Raw genomic sequence first — 13,668 nt, 5'->3', positions numbered from 1 at the left:
GAAGCAATAGCAGTGACAACAGACGCCATGTTTTGGAACCATTCGAAACAACACAGCTCTAAAACTGCAGGTCTTCTATCTCTTGGATTTAAAACGTTTTGGAACCATTCGAAACAACACAGCTCTAAAACATTCTGGTTCTAAAATTTATGTTTTAAATCGTTTTGGAACCATTCGAAACAACACAGCTCTAAAACATAATGTTGGATACGTTGAGAAAGTCGGCGGTTTTGGAACCATTCGAAACAACACAGCTCTAAAACTCATAAGCGTCTAACCACAAATGCAATAAAGTTTTGGAACCATTCGAAACAACACAGCTCTAAAACTGTTTATGGAGCTAAAATGAAATCTGATGTGTTTTGGAACCATTCGAAACAACACAGCTCTAAAACCGCTCTTTACCAGTATAAATAAATTTATCAGTTTTGGAACCATTCGAAACAACACAGCTCTAAAACACTGTTGATGCTGTTACGACGTAGCCGTCAGTTTTGGAACCATTCGAAACAACACAGCTCTAAAACAGGTAGAGTTGACTTTGTATCAAGTTTAATGTTTTGGAACCATTCGAAACAACACAGCTCTAAAACTACGCATCAACGGCGATGCGCCATTGAGAAGTTTTGGAACCATTCGAAACAACACAGCTCTAAAACACTCAAAGGTCTGGATGATTCAGTCATCGAGTTTTGGAACCATTCGAAACAACACAGCTCTAAAACTCAGTGATGTCATTTAGCTTAACTGAGTCTGTTTTGGAACCATTCGAAACAACACAGCTCTAAAACGTACAATCTTTACTTTTGATGTAACATCAAGTTTTGGAACCATTCGAAACAACACAGCTCTAAAACAATTCTATGCTTGGTCTTTCATCTCTTGGTGTTTTGGAACCATTCGAAACAACACAGCTCTAAAACAAAAAAATATTGTTATAATTTTTAAAAATGGGTTTTGGAACCATTCGAAACAACACAGCTCTAAAACATGAATTATATCATAAAATGAATTTAGGAAGTTTTGGAACCATTCGAAACAACACAGCTCTAAAACTCTAAATCCTTGTATTGCCCGTCTAGTTGTGTTTTGGAACCATTCGAAACAACACAGCTCTAAAACTATACGACATGATTTTCGGCTCTTTGAGCAGTTTTGGAACCATTCGAAACAACACAGCTCTAAAACGCAAATGCCTGTCGTTACTTGATCCGTTTTGTTTTGGAACCATTCGAAACAACACAGCTCTAAAACAACGGATGAGGATAGCGCAGACTCTTATCGGTTTTGGAACCATTCGAAACAACACAGCTCTAAAACAAAGAAGATTTCACACTTTCAACTAATGACGTTTTGGAACCATTCGAAACAACACAGCTCTAAAACACTAACCGTGTTGCACGTCGTAATATTAACGTTTTGGAACCATTCGAAACAACACAGCTCTAAAACCAAACAGTACACGAAAGATATGATAGTTAAGTTTTGGAACCATTCGAAACAACACAGCTCTAAAACTGTCAACAAATGACCAAATTACTAAACTTTGTTTTGGAACCATTCGAAACAACACAGCTCTAAAACTTATTGCTATGATGATTGTTTGGTTTATTGGTTTTGGAACCATTCGAAACAACACAGCTCTAAAACCTCGCAGAAAAATTTTTCTTACGAAATTTCGTAATCGCGCTATTTATCTCAGCTAGACTTCAGTTCGTTTGATTCCATTTATTACTCTTATTATACCATATTTTCAGGGTTTAAGAAATAGTCTTGATCCAATACATATTGCGGAAAATCGTAGACTTTTCTAGGTTCGACAAATAAAATATCTTGTTGAGTTAGTTGGATATACTCGATTAATCTATCCAACTCTTCTTTTGATAGATAAGCTACCACATTAATGAAGACTAGTAGTTTCTTTTTTGAGAGATATTTAAAGACTTGAATTATTTCTGAAATTTTTTCAAAAGGTGTGTCGCTCATGGTCTCGACTTTGACACCAAGGTCATCAATCAGTTCTTGGATAGTGATTTCATCATATTCTAGATCCAATTCGTTTTCCAAACACTCAAATCCCAGCAGTTCTGTAATCTCAGCTAACAACTGTTCGATTTTTGACTTTACTTCAGGTTTATCATTAAGTTGATTTTCCAGATCTGTATGTATCAGTTTGAGCGTTTGTGGAGAGTTGAGATTGTAACCCAAAATATCTGTAATCAGAAGCAGCTCTGATTCTTTTAAAGCTTTTAAATGAGTGTCAAATAATTTCAGCTCTCCTTCATTAGAATATTGGTAAAATTGCTTGACGGTATTTGAAAAGATAAACTGATCTTCAAGCACCAAAAAGGTTGTATTTTCAATAGCTAATGGTTCATCCAACAGCGGGAAATTAATCTTCATCTCCAGGCTCCTCTCCTAGAAAGACCAAGCGTGTATCCAAGTTTGCTACGCTGGTATTTCGCTCACCATTTAAGTAAATCATGCGAGAAAATTGCTTTTCCGTGACAGTTAAAAGAGTAATGTTTCCCTTTTTAGGATTGTGCGTCTTAAGGCGTTCAATCATAGCACTGTTGGCAGAGTTGTTGAGCAAGAGCTTGCTATAGATGGAGAATTGGTGCATGATAAATCCCTCATCTATGAGGAACTTCCGAAATTTTCGATAGGCCTTGCGTTCCTCTGCAGTATCAACCGGCATATCAAACATTAAAATCATCCTCATATATCGATAACTCATATCCTAAACTCAGGAACTCCTTTCTCTGGTTGATTGAGTGCTTGAATGACTTTCTTAGTATAGTCACTGACGATATTGGTCAGATACATATCCTTGCCATTATAGTGAAAGGTATCCGAGAAAATAGTGAAAAGTTCTCGCTTGATTTTGACAAAGGAACTACTTCGATTTTCATAGACGATTTTATCAATAATCGGACGAAAAGGTTCCATGATATCGCTAGCTAGATTGAATTGATTGAACTGATTGGCATGTTTCAAGCCAAACTGAGTCATACAACCAGACAAAACAATCTCACGCGCAAACATGCTTAAAATCAAGGTATAGCCGTAGTCCAAGGCTGCATTGACATCACTATCCTGTTCTCGACTAAAATCATTTCCAAACAAGGTGTTGAAATAAATCCGAGCTGCGTGTCCTTCACGATTGCTTGGATCAAATAAATCCAACCCATGATAGAGATCGATGACAGACTGAGATTTTTCTAGAAAACCACAACTTCCCAGATAAAAAGCTTGATTGAGAATTTTTTGTGCAATAATGGCGGTCCAAACTTGTGCTTTGCCCTCTTCGCACCAAGCAATTTGCCGAGAGAGTTGCAAACTGGAATCATGCCGACCGTAGTAGGGCATTAAGCATGCTGTCGGCAAGCGTTTATCATCACAAAAGATGAGCAGAATATTTTCATCCACCAAGCGTTTAATTAGCATAGTGGAGAGAACGATATCCGTCGTCTCCAAAAGTAAGATATCCACCTCGGACAGGTGAATCAACTCTGTCCGAGAGGCATCTTTAAAAATCAAGTGATTGTTCTTATAGGAGAGCTTAGAGTGCGTATTAACAATAACGGTTCTCCAGCCCATTAGTCTTCTCCTAGTTTGCTCAAGTCAATCCGGGTTTCGTAGAGACCAGTGATTGATTGGTTGATAAGGGTAGTATCTAAAAATTGTGAATTGGGCTTATATCTTACACTTGACTGACTAATTTCAACACCAAGAAATTTAAAAGCTCCAGGAGCTCCAAATGAGGTGAATTTCAAAAGTGAGATAAAGGATTCGCTTAATTGATAAATATCTTTATCAGCTTGGTCAAATGCTTGTTGTAATAACGATTCAACATTTGGTTTTTGGATGTATTTTTTAGATAAAGAAATGATTGTTGTTAGTAATTCTTCAAATTCATTTTGATGTGTTTCAACATACTGTTTATGAATTGGTTCACTAATTTTATTAATTCGCTGTGCATGGTAAAGCAAAGCAGTGAGATGATAAGGTAAAATCAATTCATTACCTTTTTGCAACTCAATAGAGCTTGCTAATAATCTTCGTTGTCCATCATTGAACTCAAAGAGACTATACTTAGGTAGTTTTATAATAAGATCAGAATTAATATTTTTATAACCACATTCTTCAAGGTAGGCAATTGGGTTTGATTCAAATTTCTTTTTATCTTGAATGGTTATTCCAACTATCTCTTTGATCCTCTTTAATTTTTCAGCCTTTCCTTTTTCAATATCTGCTAAAACAAGGACTGAATAAGCGATTGTAGGTCTTGCATAGCCACCATAGTTTTCAGGTGATAGACCGGATTTGATAGGGATTAGTTTGCTTGCGTCAACTACTTTTTTCTTGGACACAATATTATTATCAAACAGACCGCCGTTTTGTCCAACGGTTTGTTCTTCTGTTTTCTTCACAACATTCACCTGTGGGTAGGAAAGTACTTTTTTGATTGTTGCAAAATCTTTTTCCTTATTCCAAGCGATTTCTCCAGTGTCCTTGGAGTATTCGATATTCTCTCTTTTTACGATTGTTCCGTCTGCGTAATGCACCTCTTCTTTAAAGAAGTTCAACAAGTTTGAGTAAAAGAAATACTTTTCAGTTGCTTTCTCAATTTCTTTTGGGGATTTGGATCTTGAGATGTATTTCTTAAGGTCATACTTTTGATAGTCACCATATACGAATTCAGGCTCAAGTTTAGGATATTTCTTAAGGATGGCCTTAGCCACCACCGCATTTAAGTAGGCATCATGCGCATGGTGGTAGTCATTGATTTCCCGCACCTTGTATAACCTAAATTCTTTACGGAAGTTGGAAACCAGATTGGATTTCAGAGTGATGATTTTGACGGTACGAATTTTCCGGTTCTTATCATTAACTTCTGTATTGAAACGAGCATCCAAAATCTGTGCAACATGTTTTGTGATTTGCCGCGTTTCAACTAGTTGGCGTCTGATAAAGCCAACTTTATCACGCTCATCTAGTCCACCTCGTTCAGCTTTGGTTAAATTATTAAATTTACGTTCTGAAATCAATTTGGAATCCAATAATTGTTGCCAAAAAGCTTTTCTTTTTTGAACAACCTCTAAACTTGGAACATTATCGGATTTACCACGATTATCCTTTGAACTAGTCAAGACACGGTTATCGATTGAATCATCCTTTATAAAGGCCTGTGGAATGATGTGGTCAATGTCATAGCTGCTCAGTTGGTTGATATCAAGAGGTTTCCCAGTATACATATCCTTCCCATTTTGGAGATAGTAAAGGAAGAGACGGTCATTTTTTAGTTGAACATTATCTGTAGGATTTTCTTTTAATATATTTGAATCAAGCCTAGGTGCTAAATTTTTTAATGCATCTTCAATACGTTTATATCTTTGTTGGGAATTCTTTTTCCCTCTGGTGGTTGTCTGATTTTCTCGTGCCATTTCAATCACAATCAACTCAGGAGCATAGCCCATAACCTTGACAAGTTCATCAACAATCTTGATACTTTGTAAAATTCCTTTTTTGATAGCAGGACTGCCTGGAAGTTCTTGGACAACTTGCTTCACATCATCTGTTTTACCAACTACTTGTGCTTTTTGGATAATTTCTTTGAAGGATAGTCCGTCATCATTGATCAACTGCATAAAGTTACGATTGTTATAACCATCATCAATCAGATAATCAAGAATCGTTTTGCCAGTTTTTTTATCACAGATACCGTTAATCAGCTTGGCAGAGAGTTTTCCCCAACCAGTATAATGTCGACGAGTCAGTGCTTTAATCACTTTTTCATCAAAGATGGAGTCATATTGAGCAAGGCGTTGCTTAATCATCTTACGATCTTCAAATATTGTGAGAGTATGAACTATATTTTCAAGAATCGCTTCATTTTTAGGGTCATCCATAAATTCTTTATCTCTGATAATTTTGAGTAAATCATGATAAGTAGATAGACTAGCGTTAAATTGTTTTTCAATTCCTTTTAGTTCGATTCCATCGTAACCATCAACATTGTGTAGATAATGAATGAGATCATTTTCAGTTACTTTTCTTTTCTCTTTGAATAATTGATTGACAATTTGCTTCTTCTGCCCACTATCAAGAAATTGATAATCTCTCAATCCTTCTGCAATAAATTTTACTTTTGTTAATTCATTATAGACAGCAAATATTTCGTATAATAGGCTGTGCTTAGGTAGAACTTTTTCCTCTGGTAAATACAAGTCATAGTTGGTCATTCTGTGAATGAAGTCTTCGGCAGATCTTGCCTTATCAACAACTTCTTCAAAATTCCAAGGTCTGATTTGCTCGTCCGAGTTTCGAGTAAGCCAAGAAAAATCACGATTGTCACGAGCCAACGGGCCAACGTAGTAAGGAATACGGAAGGTTAAGATTTTCTCTATCTTTTCTTTGTTTTCCTTCAGAAATGGATAATGTTCTCCTTGTCGACGGAGAATGACATTCATTTCTTGAAGATGAATTTGATGAGGAATAGAACCATTATCAAAGGTGCGCTGTTTTCTCAAAAAATCTTCACGTTCAATTTTATCAAGGAAATAATCTGCTCCTTCGAATTTAGAGAGAAGATTTTTGATATATTTGTAAAATGCTTCTTGAGTGGTCTTGCCATCGATATACCCAGCATACCCATCTTTAGATTGGTCAGAAAAAACTTCATCATATTTTTCTGGAAGATTGTTTTTGATGAATTGTTTTAAAGCTGCTAAGTCTTCTTGGTGGTTTTCATAGCGCTCAATCATAGAGGCTGATAGTGGAGCCTTGGTTGAAGGATCTGTAACAGTTAAGATTCCTGATAGAAGAATGGCGTCATAGAGTTTTTTAGCAACTAGGAAAAGGTCTGCAAAACCATCCCCAATTTGTCCGAGTAAGTTTTCCAAATCCTCATCATAGGTATCTTTAGAGAATTGTAGTGGAGATTTTTCTTCTAAATTAAAATGTTTCTTAAAATCAGCTTGATTCCCTACAATCAACTTGAGAAATTCTGAAAATAAACCAGTGGATTTTTCATCAGGAAAGAGTTTTAAAACGTGTTCTCTCTTTGCAGATTTACTAATTTTATCAGTAAAAATTGCTTCGACTTGTGCGTTTTGTCCACTAAGTGTACTTCCTTCAAATGTGTTGTCGTAAATGCTTATAAATTCATTAAAGATTTTTTGGATATCATTGTTTTTAATATCGAAGGATTCCTCATATAAAAAATGTCCGCGATATTTAATCATATGAGCTAATGCTAGGTAAATTAAGCGCAAGTCAGCTTTTTCTTTCGAATCTGCAAGTTGCTTTCTCAAATGATAGATAGTTGGAAATTTCTTGTGATATTCTTTTTCTTCTGCTAAGGTAGCAAAAATAGGGTATTTACTTCCTCTCTTATCCTCAGGAACTAAAAAGGAGTCATCTAGTCGATGGAAGAAGCTTTCATCTATTTCATTCATTGATTCTGTAAAAATTTCTTGAAGATAAAGAATACGGTTGCGTCGGCGAGTATAGCGCCGACGAGCTGTTCGTTTTAGACGTCTACTCTCTGCAGTATTTCCATCGTCAAATAATAAGGCGCCTAATAAATTTTTCTTAATATGACTTCTATCTGTATCCCCAAAAACTCTCATTTTCTTAGCAGGAACTTTATAATCATCAGTTACTACAGCCCATCCAACGCTATTTGTTCCTATATCAAGTCCTATTGAATATGGTTTCTTCATAAAAATCCCCTTTTATAAATTTGTTTTTTTATGTCAATATTTTAACACAAAAACGTTTACATTTAAAGAAAAATATTATATAATTACTTTGTTGGAACTATTCGAAACAACACAGCAAGTTAAAATAAGGCAGTGGTTTTTATAAGCTCAGTCCGTATTCAACTTGAAAAAGTGCGCACCGATTCGGTGCTTTTTTATTTACTATACTAACCGTATTGTACTCCTATTTCCTAAAAACAATTTATTTTAAAGATTTTTTATTTAAAAATAGAAAAAAACTACGTTTCTTAACGTAGTTTTTCAAATCCATGTCCCCTGCCGGAATCGAACCAGCAACTACTCCTTAGGAGGGGGTTGTTATATCCATTGAACTAAGGGGACTTAGAGAAAAACTCTGCCCAACGACAGAGTCTTTCTAAGATTAACGGCGAATTTCTTTGATACGCGCTGCCTTACCTTGCAATGCACGAAGGTAGTACAATTTAGCACGACGGACTTTACCGTAACGAACGACTTCAATCTTGTCAACACGTGGAGTGTGGATTGGGAAAGTACGTTCAACACCGATACCATTAGAGATCTTACGAACGGTGTAAGTTTCTGAGATACCAGCACCTTTACGAGCGATAACCACACCTTCAAAGATCTGGATACGTTCGCGAGTTCCTTCGACAACTTTTGCGTGAACTCGGACAGTGTCACCAGGACGGAATGCAGGGATGTCAGTACGAAGTTGACCTTCAGTCAAGCTTTGGATTAATGGATTCATTTTTTCTACTCCTATCTTACTAATCTTAAGGTTCATGACCGCAGCGGATTAGCCGTTTTTTGTGCTTCCATTAGGCACAAACTATATTATATCAAAATTTCTAAAAATGTAAAGATGTTTAAATGAAAATTCCCAAAAGAATCGCTAAAAAACCGAGGATATAGGTCAAAGCCAAATAGAGAAGGAATTTCTTTCGCTCCGAAAAGAGCTCTGCCAGCTCAGCATTCAAGGTCGAAAAGGTCGTCAAACCGCCACAGAAGCCTGTTGCCAAAATCACATAAAGCTGCTTGTCTTCTATATGATTATAAAAGTAACCGATTAGAAAAGCACCTAGCAAGTTTGCCAATAAAGTCCCAACTGGCAGAGAGTATATACTATTGACCTTGGAGAAAACATAACGCACGAGAGCACCAGCGCCGCAGCAGATTAAAACCGCCCACATCATGACTTCACCTGATTTCCAGCCCATAGGGCGATTGCAAGGCCACCACCTACACTTAAGACTAGATAGATAAGAAGCTCCATATAGCTCCCTGAATCTGTTAGTTTGATACTGTCTAGCAGAAGACCAGAAAAGGTCGTCAAACCTCCGCAAAAACCAGTCGAAAGCGCTAAAAGCAGACGCTGGGACTTAACTTTACTGCTAAGATAGCCCTTGATGATATAGACCAGCAAAAAAGTTCCCAAATAATTGACCAGTAAGGTACCTAGCGGAAATGAATCATCAAAAACTGATATGAGCGCTACTTGGTAACGTAGCCAACCGCCTGCCATAGCAGATAAAGCCACAGCTATCGAATTCTGTACTTCTTTCATTAGATATTTTTATTCTGAAATTCACGCGAACGTTTTAAAATGTCAGAAAAGGTCGCGACAACAGTTTCCTTATAGTCTTTGTTTTCAACCTTATCCGCCACTCTGGCAAAAATCACATCTTCTCTCTTGCTATCCAAGACAGCTGCGCCTGTTAATTTTTTTAAAGCTACGACTTGGCCAACCAGATTCATTCGTTGCTCCAGCAGGGCAACGATTGCATCATCAACTTGATCAATTTCCTGTCTGATTTCTTCTAACGTCATCTACTTCCTCCTTGTATTCTATCTATCATAACAAAAAATAGTAAAATTTTCTAGTTCAATTCTAAATAAAAAGGTCCAAGTAACGTGATTAAAAGAAAACTCGCTTATGCGAGTTTCAGAACGTAGACAAACTCTATCGGTAATTAAAAAAATGTCCTTATCGAGGTTAGTTGTCAAATAGTGAAAACTCTTAGGAATGCTGATCTAATGCTATTTTTAAGAGTTTTTTTTATTTTCTCTAGTAAAAGAAAAAGATTGAAGAAAATTGTCCAAAATGGACTTTTTCTTCAATCTGAAACAGTCTCCCAAACCTTAGATTAAGGGGGACTTGCAAAGGCGAGCCCCTATCTACAGATTAAAAAGGTCCACTGGACCTTATTAAAGGGAACTCACAAAAGCGAGTCCCTATCTACAGATTAAAAAGGTTCCCCGAACCTTTTTAACCAACTGAGCCTTCCATACTCATGTTGATGAGTTTGTTGAGTTCGACGGCGTATTCCATTGGAAGTTCCTTAGTAATGGGTTCCATAAATCCGTTGATAATCATAGCTGTGGCTTCTTCTTCGCTTATTCCTCGGCTCATTAGGTAGTAGAGCTGATCCTCAGACACTTTTGAAACCTTGGCTTCATGCTCTAGCGCGACATTTGAATTATGGATTTCATTAAAAGGAATGGTGTCGGAACTGGACTCACCATCCATCAGAATGGTATCGCACTCGATATGAGATTTGGAGCCAGCGCTATTCTTGCCAAAGCGAACCTGACCACGATAGTCTGTCTTGCCACCATCCTTGGCCACTGATTTAGAAATTAAGGTACTGGAAGTCTTGGGTGCATTATGAAAGACCTTGCAGCCCGCATCTAAGTGCTGACCATAGTTGGCAAAGGACATGGATAAAACAGAAGTCCTTGCATTGCGGCCATTAAGAATGCTACACGGATATTTCATATTGACTTTGCTGCCTAAGTTACCATCAATCCACTCCAAGGTTCCGCCTTCTTCAACAATCCCCCGCTCCGTTACGAGGTTATAGACATTGTCCGACCAGTTTTGAATGGTCGTATAGCGGAAAAAGGCATCCTTTTTGACAATGATTTCGACATTCGCCGCATGAAGGCTATTGCTTGTATAAGTCGGTGCTGTACACCCCTCGATATACTGGATAGAGCCGCCCTCCTCAATAATCATCAAGGAGCGCTCAAACTGGCCAGCATTTTCACCATTGATTCGAAAATAGGTCTGAACAGGAACTTGACACTGGACATTCTTAGGCACATAGATAAAGGTTCCGCCGGACCAAACTGCACTATTAAGCGTAGAGAATTTATGCTCAGCATTTGAAATCACAGTACCAAAATACTGCTTGACCAAGTCCGGATATTCCTGAACAGCCGTATCCGTGTCAGTGAAGATAATCCCCAGCTTGGCAAACTCTTCCTTCATATTGTGGTAAACCACTTCAGATTCATACTGAGCCACAGCTCCAGATAGAAAGCGCTTCTCAGCTTCTGGAATTCCCAAGCGGTCAAAGGTTTTCTTAATCTCTTCTGGGACTTCATCCCAACTGCGAGCCCGATCTCCGCTTAGCTTCTGATAGTAGATAACATCATCAAAGCGAATCCCTGACAAATCCGGGCCAAAATCGGGCATCGGCAGTTTATGAAAGAGTTCCAAGGAGCGCAGACGATAGTCCAGCATCCACTGGGGCTCATTCTTGATTTCTGAAATTTCTCGAACCACTTCTTCTGTCAGGCCTTTACCAGTCGAAAAGAGCGGCTTGACATCGTCATGAAAGCCAAAGGCATAGTCGCGTTCTTTCATAGGGACTCCTCCTTTATCTGATGGATAGCGCTTACTTACATTATACTCCTAATCATGAGAATTGTCAGAAAATAACACTTTCGCAAAATAAAAACGGCCGTAGCCGTTTCCTCTATTTATCACTTTAAACTTTATTAACCAAGCCTTCTGCAAAAGCTTCCAAGCGCGCAATATCATCATCTTCTGCAGATAGGTCTACTTTAACGCTTTCTGCACCCTTCACCGCTCCTGTAGCAGCAAAGGCAGCATCAAAGTCATCAACAGCCTTGCAGAATTCATCATAGAAAGTATCGCCCGAACCGACCACTCCGTAGACCTTGCCAGACAAATCCAAACCAGACAAGTCTTCGTAGAAGTCCATCATCTCATCAGGCAGCTCACCATCACCATAGGTATAGGTCGCTACAATCGCAATATCTGCTTCCAAGAAATCTTCTGCATCGACAGTGGTGCACTCGTCCACTTCAACTTCTACATCCAGGTCTCTTAGCTTATCCGCCACAATATCAGCAATTTCCTCGGTGTTTCCAGTCATGCTGGCAAATACAATTTTCGCTAAGGTCATAGTTTCCTCCAAATTCTAATCTGCTCTCATTATATCATATCTTTTTTATTTTAAAAATAAAAACTCTTATGCTACAATGGGTAAAGAAAGTTGACGAGGTTATTTATGACTCTTTATCATGATATTTTAAGTAAGATCAAAGAATACGATACTATTATTATCCATCGCCATATGCGGCCAGATCCTGATGCTCTTGGCAGTCAGGTCGGACTGCAAATGCTGCTTCAGTACCATTTCCCAGAAAAGACAATCAAAGCGACAGGCTACGATGAACCCAATCTCATGTGGTTGGCGCAAATGGACCAAGTCGCAGACGAAGAATACCAAGAGGCCTTAGTCATCGTCTGTGACACTGCTAATACAGCCCGGATTGACGACCAGCGCTACACGAATGGCGACTTCCTCATCAAAATCGATCATCATCCTGATGATGAGGTTTACGGAGATATTTCTCTGGTAGATACAAGTTCCAGCAGTGCCAGTGAAATGATTGCTCTCTTTGCCTTTGAAAATAACTTAGACTTGAGCAAGGAAGCTGCAGAACTCCTCTATGCTGGAATCATCGGCGACACTGGCCGCTTCCTTTATCCTTCTACTAGCGCCCGCACATTCGAAGTAGCTGCCAAGCTGCGCCAGTACGATTTCGACTTATCATCCTTGTCTCGCAAAATGGACTCTATCAGCCGTCAAGTAGCTAAACTGCAGGGCTATGTATATGAGCAATTGGAAATAGATGAAAATGGTACTGCGCGGGTCATTCTGCCTCAGGAAGTTTTACAAGCCTATCAATTGACCGATGCTGATACTGCGGCCATTGTCGGGGCACCTGGACGAATTGAAGAAGTCGGTCTGTGGGCTATCTTTGTTGAGCAGCCTGAAGGTCACTACCGTGTCCGCATGCGCAGCAAGATTATTCCTATCAACGGTATTGCTAAAAATCATCACGGCGGAGGACACCCCTTAGCCAGCGGAGCCAATGCATTTTCTAAAGAAGAAATCGAGCAAATCTACACCGAGATGAAAGAATTGGCAAAAAAGTAAGAAATTAGTCTAAAAGTCTTGTCAAATCAATCAGAATTTGATAAACTATCAAAGTAACTAATCTATGGCTCGCAAAGAGACCATGGCAGAAAGGAAATTTTTGTAAAATGAGAAAAGATATTCATCCAGAATACCGCCCAGTTGTCTTCATGGACACTTCTACCGGCTACCAGTTCCTTAGTGGTTCAACTAAGCGTTCAAACGAAACAGTTGAATTTGAAGGGGAAACTTACCCATTGATCCGTGTAGAAATTTCATCAGACTCACACCCATTCTACACTGGACGTCAAAAGTTCACTCAAGCAGATGGACGTGTGGATCGTTTCAACAAAAAATACGGTCTCAAATAATCATAAGCACCAATCGGTGCTTTTTTTGTATTTGAACACTTAACAATAAAGTACTAGAATCATCTATATGAAAATACATAATTTTTTGTACAACATTTATAAAATATATTGATTTATGTCATCACTCTCACGGCTATGAGAATTTTATAATTTACGACTTGAACGAGCATTTCTCAATAGTACCCTGCTCTGACTGAAAGAATCGGCTATTTGAATTTTCATCACAGTAGCTAAAGATTATGATAACTCTCTATGTAGAAAAATAAGCAAAACTGACCTTTTTAATTACTTTATAATATTATTGATGGAACATTG

At 38.2% G+C, this 13,668-nt stretch carries 12 protein-coding genes, 1 tRNA gene and 1 CRISPR repeat array; of the genes, 2 read left to right on the top strand and 11 right to left on the bottom strand.

What is annotated here, in order from left to right; translation table 11 throughout:
* Window positions 1-29: 29 nt before the first annotated feature.
* Window positions 30-1,650: direct repeats of the CRISPR family, unit length 36 nt; unit sequence GTTTTGGAACCATTCGAAACAACACAGCTCTAAAAC.
* A 90-nt stretch (window positions 1,651-1,740) separates the two neighbouring features.
* The 11 genes from csn2 to O3620_RS07240 all read right to left on the bottom strand — a co-directional run bounded on the left by csn2 (window position 1,741) and on the right by O3620_RS07240 (window position 11,962).
* Window positions 1,741-2,403 carry a type II-A CRISPR-associated protein Csn2 gene (gene csn2, locus O3620_RS07290; protein ID WP_371601589.1) on the bottom strand — a complete coding sequence of 221 codons (663 nt, stop codon included), beginning with the start codon at window positions 2,401-2,403 and terminating at the stop codon, window positions 1,741-1,743.
* Entirely contained in the window at window positions 2,393-2,737 is a 345-nt protein-coding gene (cas2, locus tag O3620_RS07285) for a CRISPR-associated endonuclease Cas2 (RefSeq protein WP_371601588.1), read from the bottom strand. The genes csn2 and cas2 overlap by 11 nt, the downstream gene beginning before the upstream one ends.
* Entirely contained in the window at window positions 2,734-3,600 is an 867-nt protein-coding gene (cas1, locus tag O3620_RS07280; protein WP_371601587.1) for a type II CRISPR-associated endonuclease Cas1, read from the bottom strand. Before cas1 ends, cas2 begins: the two co-directional genes overlap by 4 nt.
* Window positions 3,600-7,727 (bottom strand): type II CRISPR RNA-guided endonuclease Cas9, encoded by a 4,128-nt coding sequence (cas9, locus tag O3620_RS07275; protein WP_371601586.1) that lies wholly within the window; start codon window positions 7,725-7,727, stop codon window positions 3,600-3,602. Before cas9 ends, cas1 begins: the two co-directional genes overlap by 1 nt.
* Window positions 7,728-8,036: 309 nt before the next feature.
* Window positions 8,037-8,108: transfer RNA gene (locus O3620_RS07270), tRNA-Arg, on the bottom strand.
* A 40-nt stretch (window positions 8,109-8,148) separates the two neighbouring features.
* Window positions 8,149-8,496: a 50S ribosomal protein L19 gene (rplS, locus tag O3620_RS07265; RefSeq protein ID WP_009660455.1), complete on the bottom strand. Its 348-nt coding sequence runs from the start codon at window positions 8,494-8,496 to the stop codon at window positions 8,149-8,151.
* A 118-nt stretch (window positions 8,497-8,614) separates the two neighbouring features.
* Complete coding sequence (crcB, locus tag O3620_RS07260) at window positions 8,615-8,941, bottom strand: fluoride efflux transporter CrcB (RefSeq protein ID WP_164549563.1); 327 nt, start codon at window positions 8,939-8,941, stop codon at window positions 8,615-8,617.
* Entirely contained in the window at window positions 8,938-9,312 is a 375-nt protein-coding gene (crcB, locus tag O3620_RS07255; protein ID WP_371601585.1) for a fluoride efflux transporter CrcB, read from the bottom strand. The genes crcB (O3620_RS07260) and crcB (O3620_RS07255) overlap by 4 nt, the downstream gene beginning before the upstream one ends.
* On the bottom strand, window positions 9,312-9,575 hold the full coding sequence (locus tag O3620_RS07250; RefSeq protein WP_126435517.1) for a chorismate mutase: 264 nt from the start codon (window positions 9,573-9,575) through the stop codon (window positions 9,312-9,314). Before O3620_RS07250 ends, crcB (O3620_RS07255) begins: the two co-directional genes overlap by 1 nt.
* Window positions 9,576-10,014: 439 nt before the next feature.
* Entirely contained in the window at window positions 10,015-11,397 is a 1,383-nt protein-coding gene (sufB, locus tag O3620_RS07245) for a Fe-S cluster assembly protein SufB (protein ID WP_371601584.1), read from the bottom strand.
* Window positions 11,398-11,521: 124 nt separating this feature from the next.
* Window positions 11,522-11,962 (bottom strand): flavodoxin, encoded by a 441-nt coding sequence (locus O3620_RS07240; RefSeq protein WP_002915076.1) that lies wholly within the window; start codon window positions 11,960-11,962, stop codon window positions 11,522-11,524.
* A 105-nt stretch (window positions 11,963-12,067) separates the two neighbouring features.
* Between O3620_RS07240 and O3620_RS07235 the strand changes: the two genes are divergently transcribed.
* Window positions 12,068-13,003 (top strand): bifunctional oligoribonuclease/PAP phosphatase NrnA, encoded by a 936-nt coding sequence (locus O3620_RS07235; RefSeq protein ID WP_371601583.1) that lies wholly within the window; start codon window positions 12,068-12,070, stop codon window positions 13,001-13,003.
* 107 nt (window positions 13,004-13,110) lie between these two features.
* Window positions 13,111-13,353 carry a type B 50S ribosomal protein L31 gene (locus tag O3620_RS07230; protein WP_002895374.1) on the top strand — a complete coding sequence of 81 codons (243 nt, stop codon included), beginning with the start codon at window positions 13,111-13,113 and terminating at the stop codon, window positions 13,351-13,353.
* Window positions 13,354-13,668: the final 315 nt, after the last annotated feature.

It is taken from the genome of Streptococcus sp. 27098_8_134 (assembly GCF_041431675.1).
Lineage (GTDB): Bacteria > Bacillota > Bacilli > Lactobacillales > Streptococcaceae > Streptococcus > Streptococcus sanguinis_R.
This window is presented reverse-complemented; position numbering and strand designations above follow the sequence as displayed.